Annotated in this window: 19 protein-coding genes and 1 pseudogene; 10 read left to right on the plus strand and 10 right to left on the minus strand. The window is 39.3% G+C overall.

All coding sequences use genetic code 11. The features are described from left to right. The first annotated feature begins 46 nt into the window (after positions 1-46). Entirely contained in the window at positions 47-2,077 is a 2,031-nt protein-coding gene (locus tag BUA60_RS21630; protein ID WP_072865481.1) for a M3 family metallopeptidase, read from the plus strand. 85 nt (positions 2,078-2,162) lie between these two features. Here the strand turns inward: BUA60_RS21630 and BUA60_RS21635 are convergent, their stop codons facing one another. Together BUA60_RS21635 and BUA60_RS21640 are read right to left on the minus strand one after the other, a co-directional pair. Continuing rightward, a complete protein-coding gene (locus BUA60_RS21635) occupies positions 2,163-2,540 on the minus strand; it encodes a PH domain-containing protein (protein WP_178347048.1) in 378 nt (125 codons plus the stop codon). 103 nt (positions 2,541-2,643) lie between these two features. After that, on the minus strand, positions 2,644-3,003 hold the full coding sequence (locus BUA60_RS21640; protein WP_072865483.1) for a rhodanese-like domain-containing protein: 360 nt from the start codon (positions 3,001-3,003) through the stop codon (positions 2,644-2,646). A gap of 74 nt (positions 3,004-3,077) precedes the next feature. Here BUA60_RS21640 and BUA60_RS21645 point away from each other — a divergent pair, with 74 nt between their 5' ends. Continuing rightward, positions 3,078-3,638, plus strand: a complete 561-nt coding sequence (locus BUA60_RS21645; protein WP_072865485.1) for a sigma-70 family RNA polymerase sigma factor — start codon at positions 3,078-3,080, stop codon at positions 3,636-3,638. 212 nt (positions 3,639-3,850) lie between these two features. Here BUA60_RS21645 and BUA60_RS21655 read toward each other — a convergent pair whose 3' ends face one another. Next, positions 3,851-4,681: a UbiA prenyltransferase family protein gene (locus BUA60_RS21655; protein WP_072865490.1), complete on the minus strand. Its 831-nt coding sequence runs from the start codon at positions 4,679-4,681 to the stop codon at positions 3,851-3,853. Between the two features lie 140 nt (positions 4,682-4,821). Here BUA60_RS21655 and gcvP point away from each other — a divergent pair, with 140 nt between their 5' ends. The 4 genes from gcvP to BUA60_RS21675 all read left to right on the plus strand — a co-directional run bounded on the left by gcvP (position 4,822) and on the right by BUA60_RS21675 (position 10,459). After that, on the plus strand, positions 4,822-7,671 hold the full coding sequence (gene gcvP / locus BUA60_RS21660; protein WP_072865492.1) for an aminomethyl-transferring glycine dehydrogenase: 2,850 nt from the start codon (positions 4,822-4,824) through the stop codon (positions 7,669-7,671). A 168-nt stretch (positions 7,672-7,839) separates the two neighbouring features. Next, entirely contained in the window at positions 7,840-8,898 is a 1,059-nt protein-coding gene (locus BUA60_RS21665; RefSeq protein ID WP_072865494.1) for a 3-oxoacyl-ACP synthase III family protein, read from the plus strand. A gap of 106 nt (positions 8,899-9,004) precedes the next feature. Next, the gene (locus BUA60_RS21670) at positions 9,005-9,535 is read left to right on the plus strand and encodes a class I SAM-dependent methyltransferase (protein ID WP_072865534.1); all 531 of its coding nucleotides are present in this window, start codon (positions 9,005-9,007) and stop codon (positions 9,533-9,535) included. A 69-nt stretch (positions 9,536-9,604) separates the two neighbouring features. Beyond that, positions 9,605-10,459, plus strand: a complete 855-nt coding sequence (locus tag BUA60_RS21675) for a glycosyltransferase family 2 protein (protein WP_072865496.1) — start codon at positions 9,605-9,607, stop codon at positions 10,457-10,459. Between the two features lie 43 nt (positions 10,460-10,502). On the opposite strand, the gene pafA is transcribed toward BUA60_RS21675, so the two are convergent. Next, positions 10,503-12,206, minus strand: coding sequence for an alkaline phosphatase PafA (gene pafA / locus BUA60_RS21680; protein ID WP_072865498.1), 1,704 nt, complete (start codon positions 12,204-12,206; stop codon positions 10,503-10,505). 114 nt (positions 12,207-12,320) lie between these two features. Between pafA and BUA60_RS21685 the strand changes: the two genes are divergently transcribed. Continuing rightward, complete coding sequence (locus BUA60_RS21685) at positions 12,321-13,058, plus strand: MlaE family ABC transporter permease (RefSeq protein ID WP_031445201.1); 738 nt, start codon at positions 12,321-12,323, stop codon at positions 13,056-13,058. Continuing rightward, positions 13,058-13,825: an ABC transporter ATP-binding protein gene (locus tag BUA60_RS21690; RefSeq protein ID WP_072865500.1), complete on the plus strand. Its 768-nt coding sequence runs from the start codon at positions 13,058-13,060 to the stop codon at positions 13,823-13,825. Before BUA60_RS21685 ends, BUA60_RS21690 begins: the two co-directional genes overlap by 1 nt. Here BUA60_RS21690 and BUA60_RS21695 read toward each other — a convergent pair. Genes BUA60_RS21695 through BUA60_RS21705 form a run of 3 tightly spaced genes read right to left on the minus strand, consistent with a single transcriptional unit; the run spans position 13,822 to position 16,978 of the window. Further along, on the minus strand, positions 13,822-15,282 hold the full coding sequence (locus BUA60_RS21695; protein WP_072865502.1) for a DUF389 domain-containing protein: 1,461 nt from the start codon (positions 15,280-15,282) through the stop codon (positions 13,822-13,824). The two genes, BUA60_RS21690 and BUA60_RS21695, sit on opposite strands and share 4 nt — an antisense overlap. A 2-nt stretch (positions 15,283-15,284) precedes the next feature. Next, entirely contained in the window at positions 15,285-16,364 is a 1,080-nt protein-coding gene (locus tag BUA60_RS21700) for a mannose-1-phosphate guanylyltransferase (RefSeq protein WP_072865504.1), read from the minus strand. Positions 16,365-16,375: 11 nt separating this feature from the next. Next, on the minus strand, positions 16,376-16,978 hold the full coding sequence (locus tag BUA60_RS21705; protein WP_072865506.1) for a SprT-like domain-containing protein: 603 nt from the start codon (positions 16,976-16,978) through the stop codon (positions 16,376-16,378). A gap of 191 nt (positions 16,979-17,169) precedes the next feature. On the opposite strand from BUA60_RS21705, the gene BUA60_RS21710 reads away from it, so the two are divergent. Beyond that, positions 17,170-18,240: an AI-2E family transporter gene (locus BUA60_RS21710; protein ID WP_072865508.1), complete on the plus strand. Its 1,071-nt coding sequence runs from the start codon at positions 17,170-17,172 to the stop codon at positions 18,238-18,240. Here BUA60_RS21710 and BUA60_RS21715 read toward each other — a convergent pair. The 3 genes from BUA60_RS21715 to BUA60_RS21725 are packed head-to-tail and all read right to left on the minus strand — an operon-like array spanning position 18,235 to position 20,624. Continuing rightward, positions 18,235-18,876, minus strand: coding sequence for an HAD family hydrolase (locus BUA60_RS21715; RefSeq protein ID WP_072865511.1), 642 nt, complete (start codon positions 18,874-18,876; stop codon positions 18,235-18,237). The two genes, BUA60_RS21710 and BUA60_RS21715, sit on opposite strands and share 6 nt — an antisense overlap. 15 nt (positions 18,877-18,891) lie before the next feature. Next, the gene (locus BUA60_RS21720; RefSeq protein ID WP_072865513.1) at positions 18,892-19,572 is read right to left on the minus strand and encodes an SDR family NAD(P)-dependent oxidoreductase; all 681 of its coding nucleotides are present in this window, start codon (positions 19,570-19,572) and stop codon (positions 18,892-18,894) included. Beyond that, positions 19,572-20,624, minus strand: coding sequence for a M28 family metallopeptidase (locus BUA60_RS21725; protein ID WP_072865517.1), 1,053 nt, complete (start codon positions 20,622-20,624; stop codon positions 19,572-19,574). The genes BUA60_RS21720 and BUA60_RS21725 overlap by 1 nt, the downstream gene beginning before the upstream one ends. A gap of 194 nt (positions 20,625-20,818) precedes the next feature. On the opposite strand from BUA60_RS21725, the pseudogene BUA60_RS21730 reads away from it, so the two are divergent. Continuing rightward, a pseudogene (locus BUA60_RS21730) lies at positions 20,819-21,111 on the plus strand (IS3 family transposase); the annotation flags it as partial.

The raw sequence follows: 21,111 nt of genomic DNA on the forward strand, positions 1-21,111 counted from the left end.
ATCCATTTTGAAACCGAATACCCATTAAAAAACGCAATACCCCAATATGAATCCATTATTGACCCCATTTGATACAGCACCATTCTCCAAAATAAAAAATGAACATTTTAAACCTGCATTTTTGCAGGCCATTGAGGATGCCAGGTTAGAAATCGATGCCATTGCAAACTCCAAAAAGGCTCCTACTTTTGAAAATACCGTAGCCGCATTGGATTTTGCCGGGCAACAATTGGATAGGGTATCCAGTGTGTTTTTTAATTTGAATTCTGCAGAGACCAATCCAGAAATTCAGAAAATAGCCCAGGAGGTTTCTCCCCTATTGTCGGAATTCAGCAATGACATTACCCTGAACGAGGAATTGTTTAAGCGGGTTAAAACGGTATACGACCAAAGGAATGATCTGGAACTGACCACCGAGGAACAAACCCTTCTCGATAAAAAATATAAAAGTTTTAGTAGGAACGGCGCCAATTTGCCCTTGGATAAAAAGAAGCGCCTACGTGAAATTGATGCCGAACTGTCCAAACTTAAGCTTCAATTCGGGGAAAATGTTTTGGCCGAGACCAACAAATATGAAATGCACCTGACCAACGAGGAAGATTTGGACGGACTTCCTGAAGGGGAAAAAGAGGCAGCTGCGCAATTGGCAAAATCAAAGGACAAAGACGGCTGGTTGATTACCTTGGATTACCCCAGTTATATTCCTTTTATGAAATATGCCAGTAATAGAAAATTACGTAAGGAACTTTCCATCGCATTTGGCAGCAAAGGCTTTCATAACGATGAATTGGACAATCAGAAAAATATAATAAACATTGCCAACCTACGACACGAAAGGGCCAATCTGTTAGGGTATAAAACACATGCGCACTATGTGCTGGAGGAACGCATGGCCGAAACACCTGAAAAAGTCCACCAATTTCTTCAAGAATTGTTGGAAAAAGCAAAACCGGCAGCAGAGAGGGAATTTGCCGAGTTGGAAAACTTCGCAAAACAATTGGACAAAATAGACCGATTGGAAAAATGGGACGGAGCCTATTATTCTGAAAAATTAAAGCAAAAACTGTTCGATCTGGACGATGAAAAACTTAAGCCCTATTTTAAATTGGAAAATGTAATTGCCGGAGTATTTAAAGTAGCGGCAAAATTATTCGGCCTGCAATTTGAAGAAGTTTTTGATATCGACAAATATCATCCGGATGTAAAGACATATCGCATTTATGACAAGAACAAGAATCTAGTATCCCTGTTTTATGCAGATTTCCATCCTAGACCGGGAAAACGCGGAGGCGCTTGGATGACATCCTACAAAGCGCAATACGTTCAAAACGGAATTAATGTACGTCCACATATTTCCAATGTCTGCAATTTCACCAAACCTACCGCTAGCAAACCCTCCTTACTTACTTTTAATGAGGTTACCACCTTGTTCCACGAGTTTGGCCACGGATTGCACGGCATGTTGGCAAATACGGTTTACCCAGGCCTGTCCGGAACTTCTGTATATTGGGATTTTGTGGAACTTCCCAGCCAAATCATGGAAAACTGGTGCTATGAAAAGGAAGCATTGGAGTTGTTTGCCACGCATTACCAAACGGGAGAAGTAATACCTATGGAATTGGTACAAAAAATAAAAGACTCGGCTACCTTCCAAGAAGGGATGGCCACCTTAAGACAAATTAGTTTTGGCCTGTTGGACATGTCGTGGCATGGTGCAGATCCATCTGGTATCAGCAACGTAAAGGAACAGGAAGTTAAGGCTTTTGAACCAACAGACCTATACCCGGAATGTCCTGAAACCTGCATGAGCACCTCATTTTCCCATATATTTCAAGGCGGATACTCCTCTGGATATTATAGCTACAAGTGGGCAGAAGTATTGGACGCGGATGCCTTTGCCTACTTTAAGGAGAAAGGTATTTTCAATCAAGAAGTGGCCACAAAATTTAAGGACAATGTTCTATCTAAAGGCGGAACTGAAAAGCCTATGGAATTATACAAACGCTTTAGAGGTAGCGAACCTAAGATAGAGGCCTTGTTAAAAAGGGCAGGTTTGTTAGCTGAGACTACCAATTAGTTTCAGCATTCGACTATGACAAAAATCCAATCCGCTACCGGGATGTATTACTGAGTGCATTTTTTCCTGAACCAGAGTATACAATTTACAATCCCGTATTGTCCTGTATCTGGGGATTTAGCTGTTTTAAATGGCCTATAAACGCGCGTTTCCCTTTAGGGGAAATGATAACGCTTTCATATTTGTTGTAAAAAACCTCCAACCTGTCGAAGGAAGTGGCCGGTGCACTTATAGGATTTTTGGTAGCCTCCAGTTTTGTTATGGAGCTTATGGGAATGGAACGATTTACCAAAAATCCACTTTTAACCCTTAAGACTCCATTACCAATTTCATAATAGGTAGAAACAAAGAGGTAACCAATAAAAATTGAAGGGATTAACATTAAGATAGTGCCAATACTTAAAGAATATTTCAGCAACTGAACAATAGGCGCTAAAAGTAAAAGCAGGACTGCAACTACCATAATCCAACCTATTTTTGACTTATATCTTACCATAGCCTCTAAATTCCCAGGAACCATTTAGGGCACCCAAGTCAACCGTTATAGCCTAGCCGATGCCTCGGGATTAATTGTTTGCCTTAACAGCATCATATCCCCCCTCTAGGTTAACCACATTGGTAAAACCCAAAGATTTCAACTTTTCCTGTGCCTTCGCACTGCGGCCCCCCATCTTGCAATAGAGGTAAATAGTTTTGTTTTTGTCCACTGTTTTAAATCGATCCGAGAAATCATCGTCATACCAATTAATATTCTCGGCATTCTCCAAGTGCCCTGCACTAAATTCCTCAGGGGTCCTAACATCTACCAAAATAGCGTTATCCAACATTTCCTGTTTAAAGTCGACTATCGGCATTTTGGTCTTATTTTCTTGTGAACAGCCCGTTTGCAGCATTAATACCACCAAAAAAAGAAATATTGTTCTCATAACTTATTTGCTTAATCAAAAATAAGAATTCTTCTTCAGAAAAAAATCACTTATTTTTGAAAGGACAAACAGGTATGACAAAACAAGAATTAAATCCGGACATTTGGGTCGATAGTTATTCCGATTACCTTTTCAATTATGCGGTAAGCCGGGTAAGCGATTCTGAAATTGCCAAAGATTTGGTACAGGAAACTTTTTTTGCCGGATTAAAATCTGCAAAAAATTTTAAAGGAGAGGCCGCTGAACGCACTTGGCTGATCTCTATTCTAAAAAGAAAAGTAATTGATCATTATCGCAAAATAAATTCAAAAAAGGCGAAATCCATGGTCCGTATTACCCAGAATCAAAATAGTGAGGCCGATAGCAACTTTTTGGAAGAACAAGTCGCGGACCCAATGAGCCTATTGGAAAACAGCCAAATAGAAAACGAAGAATTGGGCATAGCCATTCAGGATTGTATAGCCAAGCTCCCCAAAAAACACGCTTTGGCATTTACCCTGAAAACTATAAACGGACTCAGTACCGAAGAGGTATGTAAGGAGCTGGACATCAATCCGTCTAATCTTTGGGTTATCCTCCATAGAGCAAGAACTGTTCTCATGGATTGCCTAAACAACAATTGGTTCAAGATATGAAAAGCTGTAAGGACGTTGAAATAATTTGTACTAAAGTTCAGTATAAGGAAGCCTCTTTCTTAGAGAAAATTAAGATCAAACTACACGTATTATTTTGCAAAACCTGTCAATCATTTTCCAAAAAAAACACAGAGCTAACTTCTCTTTGCTCCAAAGCAAATATTAAGACTCTTCCAGTAGAGGAAAAGGAAAAAATGAAAACGGAGTTAAAATCAAGGATTTAAAAAGACATCCAACAACAAAATACATACCCACCAAAAAATTGGAATGGCCTCTACCCAAAACGAAGAAAAAAATTGGGATTGATTTCTTCGGGTCGCCAGCATCAATACTCCTAGACCAAGAAATGCCAGACCCTTGCCCAATACTTCAAAATACGTAAGGTAATCTTTCAAAAAAGTCAAAAAGAAAAAAACCACCGCTCCTACTGCTCCAAAAACCTTTGTTTTTAAGTAACCATATCTTTGGGGCAAAGTTCTTAGTTCCGGATCATCATAATCCAAATCCCTAATTTCGAAAGGTAACATTAGGATCAGGACCATTAGAAATCGCTGTACCAACTCTACTGCAACATCCCAATCCAAAACCATATCTGCAGCTATTATTGGCAGGACAACCGTTGTACCTGCCCACACTAAAGCCACTATAAAAATTTTGAGCCCCCCCAAACTTCTAAGATTTTTTGCGTTGGGCAAAAGCGGAACTGCATATAAACTGGTCAAAACCAGCAAAATCGAAATTCCGATCCAAGTTTCAAAAGACATAAAAAAGGAATGATATAGAGCAAATGCCCCTGCAATAAAACTGACCACTTGAATATTCTTGTGATAAGTATTGGCTACTAGAAAATACTTCTTTGCCTCCACCCCATATTTCACAAAATTGTAACACGCAATGGTTCCGAAAAATACCAAATATGCTATATGGTTGTCCCTGGACAATCCAAAAAAAACGCAGGTGATTTCAATAAATGCAAAAACGGCTAGTGCTACATGTATACTGGCATCCAAGTAAAAATGAAATAAGTATCTACGCCAGTTCATAAATCAAAAATAACCAAAGTGTTCATAACCTCTTATTTTAGTTAAAAACTTTGAAATAGTTGGAAGTAAAAGCCGCAAAATAAACATAAATAATGAGTATTTTTGCTCACTTATATTTTAGATTAAAATTGCTTGAATTTATGAGGACAGACTTATTTGCCTTGCGCCATATCGGCATTAGAGAAGAAGACCTTCCACAGATGCTAAGAACCATCAATGTCAACTCCGTAGACCAGTTGATCACAGAAACTATTCCAGACGATATTCGTCTTGCTAAGCCCTTGGCTTTGGAGACTCCAATGAGTGAACACGAGTATTTGTCCCATATTCAAGTCTTATCCGAGAAAAACAAAGTTTTTAAATCATATATAGGGCTAGGTTATCATGAAAGTATAACTCCTTCTGTGATAAAAAGAAATATTTTGGAAAACGCAGGATGGTATACGGCCTACACGCCATACCAAGCTGAAATTGCCCAAGGGCGCTTGGAGGCCTTATTGAATTTCCAAACCGTAATAGCCGAACTTACAGGAATGGAATTGGCCAATGCCTCCCTTTTGGACGAGAGTACTGCCGCGGCAGAAGCCATGACCATGCTCTTTGATGTACGAAGTAGGGATCAAAAGAAAAACAACGTTTTAAAATTCTTTGTTTCAGAAGAAATATTGCCCCAAACATTGTCCCTATTAAAAACAAGGTCCACCCCACTCGAAATAGAACTTATAGTTGGCAACCACGAAAGCTTCGAATTCGGTGACGATTATTTTGGTGCCTTGTTGCAATATCCCGGCAAGCATGGTCAAGTACATGATTATGCCTCCTTCGTGGCCAAGGCCGTTGAAAAAAATATAAAAGTTGCCATTGCCGCAGATATCTTAAGTTTGGCTTTATTGACACCTCCGGGCGAATTTGGAGCCGATGTGGTTGTTGGAACCACTCAACGTTTTGGTATTCCCTTGGGCTATGGTGGACCACATGCCGCTTTTTTTGCCACAAAGGAAGAGTACAAAAGGAGTATCCCTGGTAGAATAATCGGAGTTACAAAGGACACCGATGGCAAGCCGGCCTTAAGGATGGCACTTCAGACAAGGGAACAGCACATAAAACGGGACAAGGCTACCTCCAACATCTGCACAGCTCAGGTCCTATTAGCCGTTATGGCCGGGATGTACGCCGTATATCACGGTCCAAAAGGATTAAAATATATCGCAAACAAGGTTCATTCCACAGCCGTTACCTTGGCGGATAGTCTTGAAAAATTAGGGTTGTATCAAACTAACACTTCCTATTTTGACACCATAAGTATAAAGGCAGATTCCTCCAAAGTAAGGCCCATTGCCGAAAAATATGAGGTTAATTTCCTATACGTTGATGCAGACACCATATCTATTGCATTGAACGAAGCCACTTCCATAAAAGACCTACAATTAATAGTGAATATCTTCGCCGAAGCTATCGGCAAAAAAGCTATTACAATCAATGGCCTTTTATCACAATCCTTGCTCGAAAACAAGCTTGCGCGTACCTCAACCTTTTTGGAGAACAACGTATTCAATTCTTACCACTCGGAAACAGAATTGATGCGTTATATCAAAAAATTGGAACGAAAAGATTTGGCTTTGAACCACTCCATGATTTCCTTGGGTTCCTGTACCATGAAATTGAATGCTGCCTCCGAAATGCTTCCTTTGAGTATGGCGCGTTGGGGAAATATCCATCCTTTTGTACCTATTGAACAAGCCGAAGGCTATCAGATCATCCTTAAGGAATTGGAGAAAGATCTGAATATCATCACCGGGTTTGCAGGAACTTCTTTACAGCCAAATTCCGGGGCACAAGGAGAATTCGCCGGCCTAATGGTTATAAGGGCCTATCATGAGTCCAGAGGGGAAACCCATAGAAATATTTGCTTGATACCAGCCTCTGCACATGGCACCAACCCTGCTTCGGCAGTAATGGCTGGCATGAAGGTAGTAGTTACAAAAACCGACGAAAACGGAAACATAGATGTGGCCGATCTAGCAGAAAAGGCCGAGCTGCACAAAGACAATCTGTCCGCCTTAATGGTAACTTATCCGTCTACCCACGGAGTATTTGAATCCTCCATTAAGGAAATCACAAAATTGATCCATGATAACGGAGGTCAAGTCTATATGGACGGAGCCAATATGAATGCACAGGTAGGATTGACAAATCCTGCCACCATTGGAGCCGATGTCTGCCACTTAAACCTGCACAAGACTTTCGCTATTCCGCATGGTGGTGGTGGTCCGGGAGTTGGACCCATCTGTGTAGCGGAACAATTGGTGCCGTTTCTACCTGGAAACCCTGTAATTAAAACTGGCGGAGACAAAGCTATTACAGCGATTTCGGCTGCTCCTTGGGGAAGTTCTTTGGTATGTTTGATTTCTTATGGATATATAAAAATGTTAGGGGAAAATGGTTTGACCCAGTCTACCAAAACGGCAATCCTAAATGCAAACTACATTAAAAATAAGCTAAGTGGAAAATTCGATGTGCTATATACCGGGGAAAGAGGTAGGGCTGCCCACGAAATGATTATAGACTGTAGACCATTTAAAGAAAATGGCATAGAAGTTACGGATATCGCAAAAAGATTAATGGATTATGGATTCCATGCACCTACCGTTTCTTTCCCAGTTGCCGGAACACTTATGATAGAGCCAACGGAGAGCGAAAGCTTAGCTGAATTGGATCGATTCTGTAGTGCCATGCTATCCATTCGTGAAGAAATTGATGCAGCATCAGCCGAAGACAACAACAATGCCCTAAAAAATGCACCCCATACTTTGGAAATGGTGACCACTGACAAATGGGAGTTTCCGTACAGTAGACAACAGGCCGCCTTCCCTTTGCCATATATATTGGAAAACAAGTTTTGGCCTAGTGTAAGACGCGTAGACGACACATATGGAGACCGTAATTTAATATGTACCTGCGCTCCTATCGAGGCTTATGCGGAAGCATAAAAACCTCAACAAAACCAAGCCTTTTAAAGCCTTTCACCCAATTGTGAAAGGCTTTTTTATTGACAATTGCAAAAGCGCAATTATCTTGAACATCATATCAAATCCAAAGGACAAAAATTACCGCGGCCCAATTGGTTTATATTTATACTATTAAATTTGCATATCATTATGAACATTGGCATTACTGGCACTGGTTCTTACCTACCATCCATCGTAACAAAGAATTCAGATTTTGAAAATCATGATTTTTTAAATGAGGACGGCACCCCTTTTAAACATCCTAATGAGGTAATCATTCAAAAATTCCAAGGCATTACCGGAATCAGTGAAAGGCGCTACGCCGCAGATAATTTAAACACCTCCAAACTGGCATTTTTTGCAGCAGAAAAGGCAATAGCCGATGCAAAAATTGACAAAGAGGAGTTGGACTATATAATTTTTGCCCATAATTTTGGTGACGTGTCTGTTGGCCAGTCCCAAGGAGATGCCTTGCCAAGTTTAGCTACACGTGTAAAACACCAATTACAGATCAAGAATCCCAAATGCGTTGCCTATGACCTCTTATTTGGTTGCCCAGGTTGGATAGAAGGAATAATCCAAGCACATGCATTTATCAAAAGTGGGATTGCCAAAAAGTGCCTTGTAATTGGCGCAGAAACCCTATCCAGAATTGTGGACAAGCATGATCGGGACTCCATGATCTATTCTGACGGCGCAGGGGCCACTATTGTAGAAGCTAGTGATAATGCTGGCCAAATCCTATCCCACAATAGTGCAACCTATGCCAATGAGGAAGCTTTTTTTCTCTTCTTTGGCGAGTCCTATTCCAAAACTGCCCAAGACGGCACGCTATATATAAAAATGTATGGCCGAAAAATATATGAATTTGCAGTTACCCATGTTCCCCAGGCCATGAAAGATAGTTTGGATAAAAGTGGGGTGCCAATTACCGAGGTAAAAAAAATATTCATTCACCAGGCCAATGAAAAAATGGACGAGGCGATTGTAAAACGTTTCTATAAACTTTTCGATATGGAAATGCCCGATGGAATTATGCCTATGAGCATAGAAAAATTGGGAAATAGTTCGGTAGCCACCATACCCACCCTATTTGATATGGTGAAAAATGGAAAAATGGAAAATCAGTCGATAAAAAAGGGAGATGTTGTTATATTTGCCAGTGTTGGTGCAGGCATGAACATAAACGCCATTGTCTACAGGGTATAATCCATAGACCACTTAACACTATTTCAAATATCTTTGTTTCTGGTTTTGGGATCCATTCCCTTTGAAGCCGCAAAAACATGTTATAAAACAAACCAGATACCTGCCGATGTACGAAAGAACCTTCCCGAACAAACGTTTTAAACATACCCTGGAATTTCTTCAAAAACACATATCTACCGACCAATCCATTTTAGATCTTGGGGTGGAAAATCCATTTTCCAAGATTATGAAGGAAAATGGATATCAGGTAGAAAACACACAAGGTGAAGATTTGGATCTGGATTATTCCGCTGTCCACACAACCAAGGCGGAAGTTGTCACTGCTTTTGAAATCTTTGAGCATCTTTTGGCCCCTTTCAATATTCTTAGCCAGATAAAAAGCGAAAAATTGGTGGCCAGTATTCCACTAAGATTATGGTTTTCATCTGCCTATAAAAGCAAGACCGATCCATGGGACAGGCACTATCACGAGTTTGAAGACTGGCAGTTTGATTGGTTATTGGAAAAAGCAGGGTGGGAAATTAAAGATAGGGCAAAATGGACCAATCCCGTAAAAAAAATTGGGATTAGACCATTGCTACGCAGTTTTACCCCCAGATATTACATTGTGTATGCCGAAAGAAAAAAACAGCCTTGAGTTTGCACCTGTACTTCAGCAGACAGAAAACGGACCGATTCAACCACTAAAACAAATATATATTTAACGGTGAAGTATTATATTATCATCCCTGCACATAACGAAGGCCTGTTCTTAACGGACGCCTTGCAATCTGTGGTTACGCAAACCTTACCTCCTAAAAGAGTTGTTGTGGTAAATGATAATTCATCGGACAATACCGAGCAAATAATAGATAGCTTCACAGCCAAATACAGCTATATATCTAAGATCAATGCACATTCGTCCACTGCCCATTTGCCAGGCAGTAAAGTTGTTAATGCCTTCAATAAAGGTTTGGAACAATTGGATGACGACTATGACTTTATAGTGAAATTAGATGCCGATATAATTCTTCCCGATTCCTATTTTGAAAAAGTAGCCAAGATTTTTTCTAAAGACGTAAAAATTGGGTTAGCAGGGGGATTTGCCTATGAACAGGATAAAAATGGGGATTGGAAACTAAATCACCCTATGGACAAAGACCATGTGCGCGGTGCTTTTAAAGCATATAGCAAAAGATGCTTTAGGGCTATTGGGGGGCTTAAAACCGCCATGGGCTGGGATACCGTGGACGAGCTACTTGCCCAATACAACGGTTTTAACATCTATACAGATAGCAACTTGCAGGTTAAACACTTGCGCCCTTTGGGAAATGCTTATAACAAAAAAGCCAAATTACTACAGGGAAAGGCCATGTATACCATGAGGTATGGGTTACTCATTACCCTTATTGCTTCGGTAAAAATGGCTTTAAAACAAAAAAAACTAAGGGCTTTTTTGGATAATCTTCAAGGGTATTTTTTGGCCAACAAAGAAAAAACAGATTTTCTGGTAAGCCCCGTAGAAGGTAAATTTATTCGCCAGCTGAGATGGAGAAAAATAAAAGCCAAACTCTTCCGATAAGAAAAGTTTGGCTTTTTTATTATTAAAACAAGTCTTACTATTATTAGTCTATTACCTCATCAATTGGCTCTCCCGTACTTCCTGAAGGAGGGTTCATTCCCATTAATGAAGCTATTGTTGGAGCTATATCCGGAATCTCCGTTCTGTTGACCGTACTCCCCTTCTTAATGCCTTTACCATAAAACAACAAGGGGGCATGTGTATCGTAATTCCATGGCGAACCATGTGTTGAACCTGTATTTCCATATTTTCCACTTCCCGGATCGAACACCATCAGTACATCCCCAGAACGTTTTTGACTGAACCCGTTCTGAACAATATAGGGAATTCCGCTAGTATATTGATTCTGCCACATCTGATTGGCTGTAAATACGTTGTAAATACCATCATATTGAATTAACTCCAAAGCCAACTCTTCTTCAACATCATCAATATCCAAATCCAAACTCTTGATTACTCTATAATCCAAAAACAACTGATTGTTGGAGGTCTTTTTTACAATATCCGTAGTTCCGTAGGTATACTTCAGATATTCGGTAAGCCGGTCATCCAATTTTTTTGATTCCACCACACTAGCTGGAAGTTTCTGATCCCTTAAAAAAGCCGGAACATTTATAGCTGCATGATCTGCAGTTAGGAAAACAGTGTATTCCCCTGTTCCCACTTTTTTATCCAAGGTTTCAAATAGACGTTTTAAATCTTGGTCCAAACGAAGATAGGTATCCTCTACCTCCTTAGAATTCACTCCCCATTTATGTCCCACATAATCTGTACTTGAGAAACTTATTGCCAGGAAGTCTGTATAAATATCAGTTCCAAGCGACTCCTTATCCACAGCCTCTAAAGCAAAATCTGTGGTAAGGCTATTACCAAACGGCGTACTTTTTAATATACTATATTTACCATTATTGTCCCATAAGCCTACCAAATCGTGAGGAAAGGTTGGAGTGGACTGACCTTCAAAAAGCCCTTCGTAATTATTGTTATCAGGACCACTTTCCAAATAACTATTAATGTCTTTGAGGGTTGTCCATTGTTTTTTGTATTTGGCAACACTTTTTTGCGCATTAAAATCTATGACCCATTTAGGCAATTCATTCATATAATAAGAGCTCGTAATCCAATTGCCCTCAGCCCCTCCATCAAACCAATAGGCGGCATTGGCCGTATGGCCACCAGGCAGAACGGCACCTCTATCCTTAATCGCAACAGCAATTACCTTACCCCTCATTTGCGTATGCAACCTCACTTGGTCCGTAATGGTCGTTGTTTGCATTCTATGTGGGGACATTTTTCCTGCATCGGAAGACGTTCCCACAGAATTATAATTGGGATCACCAGCGCAGTAAACACTTTCATCCGCATATTTATCATACCAATCATTGCCTATTATACCATGTACGGACGGGGTTGTCCCCGTATAAACAGAGGCGTGTCCGGCTCCAGTAACCGTTGGCGCATAATTAAAATGATTGTTTTTGCAATTAAACCCATCGTTCACCAAACGCTTAAAACCACCTTCCCCATATTGGTTCCAAAAACGGGTCAAATAATCGTACCGCATCTGATCCACTACGATACCCACTACTAATTTAGGGGTGGTAGCAATATTCTGAACGGTTACAGTTTCGGAATTGGATATGTCTTCTACCTTATTTTTTTTTGATTTTCTCTGGGCATTTACCCCAACAGGATTAAATCCTATTACAAGCAGTAAAAGCAATAGCAGCAGACTCTTATTTTGCATTATCTTTATTTTTAAAGAAACAAAAATATAGAAATAAAACCTTTAAATTTTAATTGGAAGTTAAATGATTCTTAATATTGTTATTTTTACATTCTAAGCAATATTTTATATTGAATGAATTATATAGCATCAATAGGCAGCTATTTCATAATGATCAAGGAGGTTTTTAAAAAACCCACTAAATGGTCCATTATGAAAACCCTTATATTAAAAGAAATAGACGAACTGGTTTATGGTTCCATGGGTATTATTATTTTCATTTCCTTTTTTATTGGCGGAGTAGTTTCCATACAGACCGCCCTGAACATTACCAATCCGCTCATTCCTCGAAATCTTATAGGATTTGCCACTAGACAATCGGTAATTCTCGAATTTGCACCAACATTCACCTCCATAATTATGGCGGGAAAGGTTGGTTCCTATATCACATCCAGCATTGGCACCATGAGGGTAACGGAACAAATTGATGCCCTGGAGATCATGGGGGTCAATTCTTTGAACTATCTCGTTTTTCCGAAAATAATAGCAATGTTGTTTTACCCTTTTGTGATAGCGATAGCGATGTATGTGGGTATCTTTGGAGGTTGGACAGCCGGTGTTTTCGGAGGATTTAGTTCCAGTGCGGACTTCGTTGAAGGCTTGCAATTGGATTTTATTCCGTTTCACGTCACCTATTCCTTTATAAAATCGATAGTTTTTGCACTGATTATTGCTACCATTCCTTCCTTTCACGGATACTACATGAAAGGTGGGGCATTGGAAGTTGGAAAGGCCAGTACAACCGCCTTTGTTTGGACAAGTGTTGTGATCATCATTGTAAATTACATTTTAACACAATTACTTTTGGGCTAATGATAGAAGTAGACAACTTACACAAATCCTTCGGGGAAAGCCATGTTCTAAAAGGCATTAGTTCCAAATTTGAAAAAGGAAAGACCAATCTTATAATAGGGCAAAGTGGTTCCGGTAAAACGGTTTTTTTAAAGTGTCTCTTGGGACTATTTTCACCTGATAAGGGCTCCATTAGCTATGACGGAAAAATCTATTCCGAACTTTCAGCAAGCGAACAACGTAATTTAAGGCAGGAAATGGGAATGGTGTTTCAAGGTAGTGCCCTGTTCGATTCCATGACCGTACAAGGCAATGTTATGTTTCCCTTGGGCATGTTCACCAAACAATCGAAATCTGAAATGCAGGATCGGGTAGATTTTGTACTTAAACGGGTAAACCTTGTTGATGCCCATAATAAATTTCCATCGGAAATATCGGGAGGAATGCAAAAACGGGTTGCCATTGCAAGGGCTATTGTAATGAATCCAAAATACTTGTTTTGTGATGAACCCAATTCTGGACTTGATCCTAAAACCGCCATCCTCATCGACAATCTTATTCATGAAATTACGCAAGAATATGATATTACCACGGTAATCAATACCCATGACATGAATTCAGTTATGGAAATTGGTGAGAAGATAATTTTCCTAAAAAACGGATTAAAGGAATGGGAAGGCAGCAATAAAGAAATTTTTAAAACGGAAAACGAAGCCGTAACCGACTTCGTCTATTCGTCCGAATTATTTAAAAAGGTGCGCCAAATGTATATAGAGGAGCGTAATTAATTCTGCTCTTCCCTCACTTGAATCTTGGAATTCTTTAACCTTAAGCGCAACCAATCCGTTAGTTTCTGGGAATCGGTTTTTATTTGCTGGGCAGGCAATCCCTTTTTCCATTGTACATTAAACACCGGAATGGTATCCAATTTATTAAAATCTGTTGTAATGGTATAGGAAAAGCCCAAACTGGTCAAATTCTCATAATTGGTCTTGGCCTCTGCACTAATATCCTGAAAAGGAATCTGATGCTCAACAAGCTTGCTCATTTTTCCAACTTCCTCCTTTAAAACCTGAATCTGTTGCTCCTTGCTCAGTAATTCCGCTTTTTTGGATTCATATAATTCACTGACATACCTCATTTGATCCAACTCCTGATTCTTGGATCCCTGTACAATTTTTAATTCTACATTTTTAAGCTTATCATAGGTGTTTTTTTGCGTATTCCAAGTTGCAATTACATTGTCCGGAATGGTTTCGTTCCCCATGAACACCAATTCAATAAACCCATCATCCCCGTGATTATATTGAATATCGGTCAAATTCTCCAAATACCGTCCTTCTCCCGGCAATTCATAAGGCACAATATTGTTGGTCACAAATTGCTTGGCCTCCTTTTTAAACAAGGACTCTTGGAACACATCGTAAAAGGTAAATCCGGCAGGAATCATGACCAAAATAGCCACTATTGATGCCATTCGGGCAATAAACCTTCTTCTTTGCGAATTGGCATAGCGCACCATTGGAAAACGCAATAATTTTATAACCAAGAACGTGGCCAGGGCAATAAAAATAGTATTTATCGTAAAAAGATACATGGCGCCCGTGGCATAGCTAAAGTTACCAATGGCCAAACCAAAACCGACCGTACATAAAGGAGGCATCAAGGCCGTTGCAATGGCTACCCCATAAATAACGCTGGCAATGGTCCCTTTTTTTGCACGGGCAATAACCAATGCCAATCCACCAAAAAAGGCAATAAGCACATCTCTAATGTCTGGCGCTGTCCTTGCCAGAAGCTCCGATGACTCATCCCTTAGTGGAAATAAATAAAAGAATAAAAAGGCTGTAATAACACTTAAGGCAACCATGACCGCAAAATTCTTGAGTGATCGTCTCAAGGTATCTATATCATTGATGGCCAAGGATAGCCCCATCCCCAAAATGGGACCCATTAAAGGTGATATTAACATGGCACCAATGACTACCGCTGTAGAGTTGGCATTAAGTCCAACAGATGCAATAAATATGGAACATATTAAAATCCAGGAAGTATGGCCTTTAAAAGGAATATCCGCAACAATGGATTCTTTTGTAGCCTCCTGATCCGTGTTCTTGCGTATATCCAATAGATCGGCGAGAAATACTTTCACTCCCTCCAAAAGACCCCTAAAATCTCGCTTTATATCTTGCCCGCTACCCTCAGGGAATTCCTGGTTCTGGTCTTTATTTAAATTTTCCTCCATAATTAAGCCAGCTGATCTCCAAAATTATCTTTAACTTTTGCAAGTACTTTTTTTATGTCCTGTTCCTTGGATTTGGGATATATAAGCAAAACCTCCTCCTTGTCTACCACAATATAGTCTTTTAATCCATCAATAACGATAATTTTTCCTTTTGGGGAACGAATCATATTTCCATGGGAATCCTCAGCTAAAACCTGACAATTCACCAAAGCATTCCCGTTAACGTCCTTGTCCAATTTATCGTACAAAGAACCCCATGTTCCAAGATCGTTCCAATCAAAAGTGGCCGGCAATACAAAAATATTACTGGACGGTTCCAAAATGGCATAGTCAATGGAAACATTCTCCGCCTTTGGGTAATTTTCATTTATAAATGCTCTTTCCTGAACGGTATTATAGTATTTCAATCCACTAAGAAATAAGTCATATTGTTCTGGTTGAAATTTCTTAAAAGCATCCACAATAGTTTTTACACTCCACATAAATATGCCGGCATTCCACAAAAAATTTCCCTGTTTTATGAAATCCCTGGCCGTTTCATAATCAGGTTTTTCCCTAAACTGGTGGACACTTTTGAGTGGTTCCCCGTCTTTCTTTTCAAATTCTATATATCCAAAACCGGTATTGGGAAAAGTAGGCTTGATACCCAAGGTGCATAGAACATTTTCCTTTTCGCACTTATCAAAGCAGGTTATAACGTCCTTTGCAAACGCTTCTTCATCCTCTATCCAATGATCACTCGGGGCAACTATCATAACGGCATCCGGATTCTTCTTCTGTATTTTTAAGGCCGCATACAATATACATGGAGCAGTATTGCGCATGGCAGGCTCCAAGACTACCTGCTCTTGTTTTATCCCTGGCAATTGCTCCAAGACCAATTCGTTATATCTTTCGTTGGTCAAGATCAAAATATTCTCAACCGGAATAAACTTGGACAATCTCTTAAAAGTCTTCTGAATCAAGGTATCGCCAGTACCCAACATATCATGAAACTGCTTGGGATAAGCAGTTGTACTTATTGGCCAAAATCTGGACCCTACGCCACCTGCCATTAAAACCGCATAGTAATTTTTATTCATAGTATTTTCTTTTAATCTTTTATTAATTCTACTTCGGCATTGGGCTGAAAAAGATAAACCCTGCCCGTAGCTACTTCGACACATTCGTACCGCTTTACCCTTTTATTCTTCTTTTGAAATAATTTTCCGTTATATATCCTAAAAACACTGCCATGCGGTAATTCGAAAACATAGGACTTTCCGCTATCCTGCACATCAAATTGTTTTAGGGCCAAGGATAGTCCCGCGTCTGTATCACTACTAGCCTTAGGATTTCTAAAATGCCTGGCCAACATGGGCAATAGATTGGTTGGAAAGACTTCCGGCCTTAAAAAGGGCAACATCAAATATTGAAATGTCCTTTTCCACTCCAATCCGTGTGGTTTTATTTTACGTCCATATTTTTCAAAAGCAACCAAATGTGCTATTTCGTGAACCAAAGTGATCAAGAATCGATATTTATTTAAGGTGGCGTTCACGGTAATCTGATGGGATCCATTGGGCATCCTCCTATAATCTCCATGACGGGTAACCCGTTGATTCACAATCTTAAGATGTACACTGTTTTCCTTTATAAGCTCCATACTTAAACTTACCGCCCTTTCAGGAAGATACTTTTCCAAAGTGTCCTGCATAGTAACAAAATTAGAAATTTTAAGATTCCATATTGTTTTAAGTAAAATTTTTATCCAAAAAACAATTAACGATATCAAAAAAAATATATAAGCAAGAATATTTACACTTTTATTAACGATTAAAGACAACTTCTTTCCATTAACTTTGCATTCCCGTTGAACGCAGCGAAAAACAAACTATTACAATAATTATGAACGAGTTAAGAACCACCAATAAGTTATTACTTATCATAGTAATCCCCTTAGTGTTTTACTTATTAAAACTTTTGTCGTTTATATTTATACCCCTCATTTTCTCTATGTTCATAGCTTTATTGTTCCTTCCAATAATGAGGTGGCTCAATAAAAAGAATGTATCCAAACCCATCAGTATTTTTATTGTTATACTGATCTTCATCGGAGCCTTAAAAATAGGCGGAGAACTAATACAACTTACCAGCAAGGAAATACTTTCTGCGGACAACTCCTTTTTCCAAAAAGCGGAGACCAAATTGGAAGCCTTATTAATTGGCATGGAAGATTACCTGGGAATACCCTATTCCAAGGAAGAAAACATCATTAACAATTTTATTCCCAAAGAAAGTATGATGAAAAACTTTGGGACGACCTTGGATTTCATAGGTAATACGGTCACCATGATATTAATGACGGTATTTTTCGTTGTGCTTTGGCTGGCAGAATCAATAAACGTTCAGAAATTAATGAACAATACCATTCTAAAACAGAAGCACACCTCGGTCAAGACTTTTGTAAAGGTTGAAAAAGACCTTATTAAATTTATAAAGGTCAAATTTCTAGTGAGCCTTTTTACCGGAATAGGAATTGGGTTGGCTTGTGTGTTCTTTGACGTAAGCTTTCCCATTTTCTGGGGATTGTTCGCTTTTGCCATAAATTTTGTGCAAATGGTTGGCTCCATTATTTCCGTAGTACTATTGGCGCTATTTGCATTTGTAGAGTTGGAACCTACAAGTACGCTCTTATTTTTTGTCCTGTCCATTACCGGGGTACAGGTATTGTTCGGATCAATACTGGAACCCATATTTATGGGCAAATCTTTTTCCATTAACATCATTACCGTATTGGTCATGTTGATGCTATGGGGATATATTTGGGGGGTACCTGGATTGATAATGGCCATACCGATTACCGTTTTTATCAAGATTATTTTGGAACAATTCCCACAAACGAAAATAATAGCCAGTCTAATTTCAGGCAACCAGCCTTTAAAAAATAACCCTCCCAAGAAAGGAAGTTGGTTATAATTTAAGCATGGAGATCAACTCTATCATTTGTTCAAAGGATTTGGTAACCTCATTTTCAAAATCGGGATCCTCGTTTAACAGGGTGTATCCATAAACATCAAATCCCCCAGAGGTGGCCGCCCTTGCCCCTTTCAAAGAATCCTCTATTACCAAACATTCGTTAGGAGTATACCCCATGGTTTTGGATGCGTGCAAGTAAATAGCAGGGTCGGGTTTCCATTTTCCAATATCATAACAACTAAAAATATTGTTTTTAAAAAATGAAGACAGACCGGCCGTTTGCAAATTTCTTTTAATTTTTTCCTGTGGCCCACTGGATGCAACACAAAATGGCACTTTTAATTTATTCAAGACCTGTTCAACTCCGTCTACCGGTTTCAAATGGGTAGCAAACATTTCGTAGGATTTTTGGCGATATTCACTTTCAAAATCCTGGGGCAATTGCTTTTCAATTATAGCCTCTACCTGCCTTATACTGTCATTTAAAAAACCTCCCTTAAAATGCCTCATGGCATAGGATATATCTATCCCAGCTCCATGTTCATTGGCCATATCCACAAATACCTGATTGCCGAGCACCTCACTATCTACCAGTACCCCATCACAGTCAAAAATAACACATTGGTAATCTTTCATTGGCCAAATTATAATTTAAGGAGTTGAGTTGGACACCTGTAGCAATTTTCCATTGTAAAGTTTATGGCCGGTAAGTGCAAAATCCTTGATATATGTAGCCATTTCCAAAGCAGTGGTAGGGGCCTTATAACCAGGAAAAGCCTCTTCCAACATTTCAGTCTGCACTGCTCCCAATGCCAATACATTAAATGACGGTCCAGGTTCCTTGAATTCCTCTGCCCACAACTCTGTCATGGTAATTACCGCTCCTTTACTGGAACTATAAGCAGATAATCCAGCAAATTTCATACTGCCCTGAACACCACCCATGGAACTAATGGTAACCACATGACCAGTTTTGGGCATTAATGGAATTATTCTTTTTGTGATATTGGCCACTCCAAATACATTCACTTTATACACCTCCTCAAAATCCTCCATAGAAGTTTCCAAAAAAGGTTTGTTCAACAATTTACCTGCATTGTTTATAAGAATATCGACCTGTTTCCAATTATTTTTTATGAACTCGTCCAATTGAACATAATCCGACTCATTGGCCAGATCAAACGAAAAACTGGATATATTGGGATGGTTCAATGCGGCAATCGGAGCATTATTTCTGGATAGAGCCAACACATTATGTCCGTCATTGGCAAATAACTGTGCCATTTGAAAGCCAATCCCCCTACTACTTCCCGTAATTACAATATTCGCCATTACTTATATTCTATCTCCCTCATTGGGGCGTTAATAATATCTTCCAAAACCGGAATGGTTTTATTTACCAATAAGGCCATATGCTCAAAATCCATTAAGTCAACCTCATCGCCTACCTTGTGGTAGTGATCAAAATTGGTAAAGTCGAAGGTACAAAAGGTTTGGGAAGGTACCCCAAACTCTAGATGAAATGGATAATTATCAGATCTCTTAAATAGATTGAATTCCTTTGCCGTTGGGAGAAATCCGACCAATTTTTCTTCGGCATAAGTATTGAAAACATCCGCTAAATTGGATTCCTCATAACCCGTTACATACATGAAATAATCTTTCCCGACCAAGGGAACTCCAACCATTTCAAAATTTAGCATGGCATATAGATCCATATTTTGATCCTTCAGCCTTTTAGCTAGATGTTTCGAACCCAAGAGACCCTTTTCCTCGGCACTAAATAAAGCAAAAATGATACTTCGCTTATTATTTTTATTATTCCCAAAATAACGAGCAATCTCCAGGACCGTGGTAGTACCCGAGGCATTATCATTGGCTCCATTGGCAATATTATCATCGGCCACCGGATCCGCATTACCAATATGGTCATAATGGGCACCGATTATAATGAATTCGTTTTTTAACCGTTGGTCCGTTCCTTCAATGTAGCCAACTAAATTGTAAGCAGGTTTTTCAAAATTAGTCAAGGTATCCCTGTAACTTTTGAAGTAGGGACCCACCCCATTACTTTTAAAAATCGTTTCTATATAATCTGCAGCCAATTCTATTCCCTGACTACCTGTTTCACGACCCTGTAGTTCATCGGACGCCAAATAAGAGATTACTTCCCCAACCCTTTTTTCCGTAGAAAAATTAGAACGTACCGAAGAAACTTCCAGGCTGCCCTGAGCCATAGAGGCATCCTTGACCAGTACACTTGAATCATTGGCCCCATTTGCCTGACCAGTCGATACATTTATTTTAGCGCTACCACAGCCCAAGGCAATGGATAATATGGCAACACCAATAATGTTTTTCGTAAATTGATTTTTACTTGTCATCTATAGGGAATTGATTTTTGTTCACTATGGTTAAATTAAGTTCAAGATTAATCATGAATCGGTCAATGCAATTCAAATAATCTTCGAGAACCAGATTGGGCTTAAAGTTAAAAAAGCATCCTGAAAATCAGGATGCTTTTTATATAATTGTTTTGTCCCGTCCTAAAATAAGTTGACACAAAATCGACTTATTTATGAAACATTCAAAGATTACAGGTAATAAGCGGACACAACGCGATTACAATCTAGGTTTTAAATTGGCCGTTATTTCCCAAGTTGAAAAAGGCGAAATGACCTATAAGCAGGCACAGAAGGCTTATGGCATTCAAGGTAGAAGTACTGTTTTGGTCTGGTTGAGAAAACATGGTACCTTAGATTGGAGCAACCCAATTCGACATCAAATGCCAAAATCCAAAGAAACCCCTGCCCAGAAGATCAAGCGTTTAGAACGCGAGCTATCTGACGCGAAGTTGAAGAACAAGATCCT

The organism is Arenibacter palladensis (genome assembly GCF_900129275.1).
GTDB classification, from domain to species: domain Bacteria; phylum Bacteroidota; class Bacteroidia; order Flavobacteriales; family Flavobacteriaceae; genus Arenibacter; species Arenibacter palladensis.

Bases quoted from the DNA above. Each gene is read 5' to 3' on its own strand.
- BUA60_RS21630 (WP_072865481.1), top strand. From the start codon at position 47: ATGAATCCATTATTGACCCCATTTGATACAGCACCATTCTCCAAAATA.
- BUA60_RS21635 (WP_178347048.1), bottom strand. From the start codon at position 2,540: ATGGTAGTTGCAGTCCTGCTTTTACTTTTAGCGCCTATTGTTCAGTTG.
- BUA60_RS21640 (WP_072865483.1), bottom strand. From the start codon at position 3,003: ATGAGAACAATATTTCTTTTTTTGGTGGTATTAATGCTGCAAACGGGC.
- BUA60_RS21645 (WP_072865485.1), top strand. From the start codon at position 3,078: ATGACAAAACAAGAATTAAATCCGGACATTTGGGTCGATAGTTATTCC.
- BUA60_RS21655 (WP_072865490.1), bottom strand. From the start codon at position 4,681: ATGAACTGGCGTAGATACTTATTTCATTTTTACTTGGATGCCAGTATA.
- gcvP (WP_072865492.1), top strand. From the start codon at position 4,822: ATGAGGACAGACTTATTTGCCTTGCGCCATATCGGCATTAGAGAAGAA.
- BUA60_RS21665 (WP_072865494.1), top strand. From the start codon at position 7,840: ATGAACATTGGCATTACTGGCACTGGTTCTTACCTACCATCCATCGTA.
- BUA60_RS21670 (WP_072865534.1), top strand. From the start codon at position 9,005: ATGTACGAAAGAACCTTCCCGAACAAACGTTTTAAACATACCCTGGAA.
- pafA (WP_072865498.1), bottom strand. From the start codon at position 12,206: ATGCAAAATAAGAGTCTGCTGCTATTGCTTTTACTGCTTGTAATAGGA.
- BUA60_RS21685 (WP_031445201.1), top strand. From the start codon at position 12,321: ATGAATTATATAGCATCAATAGGCAGCTATTTCATAATGATCAAGGAG.
- BUA60_RS21690 (WP_072865500.1), top strand. From the start codon at position 13,058: ATGATAGAAGTAGACAACTTACACAAATCCTTCGGGGAAAGCCATGTT.
- BUA60_RS21695 (WP_072865502.1), bottom strand. From the start codon at position 15,282: ATGGAGGAAAATTTAAATAAAGACCAGAACCAGGAATTCCCTGAGGGT.
- BUA60_RS21700 (WP_072865504.1), bottom strand. From the start codon at position 16,364: ATGAATAAAAATTACTATGCGGTTTTAATGGCAGGTGGCGTAGGGTCC.
- BUA60_RS21705 (WP_072865506.1), bottom strand. From the start codon at position 16,978: ATGCAGGACACTTTGGAAAAGTATCTTCCTGAAAGGGCGGTAAGTTTA.
- BUA60_RS21710 (WP_072865508.1), top strand. From the start codon at position 17,170: ATGAACGAGTTAAGAACCACCAATAAGTTATTACTTATCATAGTAATC.
- BUA60_RS21715 (WP_072865511.1), bottom strand. From the start codon at position 18,876: ATGAAAGATTACCAATGTGTTATTTTTGACTGTGATGGGGTACTGGTA.
- BUA60_RS21720 (WP_072865513.1), bottom strand. From the start codon at position 19,572: ATGGCGAATATTGTAATTACGGGAAGTAGTAGGGGGATTGGCTTTCAA.
- BUA60_RS21725 (WP_072865517.1), bottom strand. From the start codon at position 20,624: ATGACAAGTAAAAATCAATTTACGAAAAACATTATTGGTGTTGCCATA.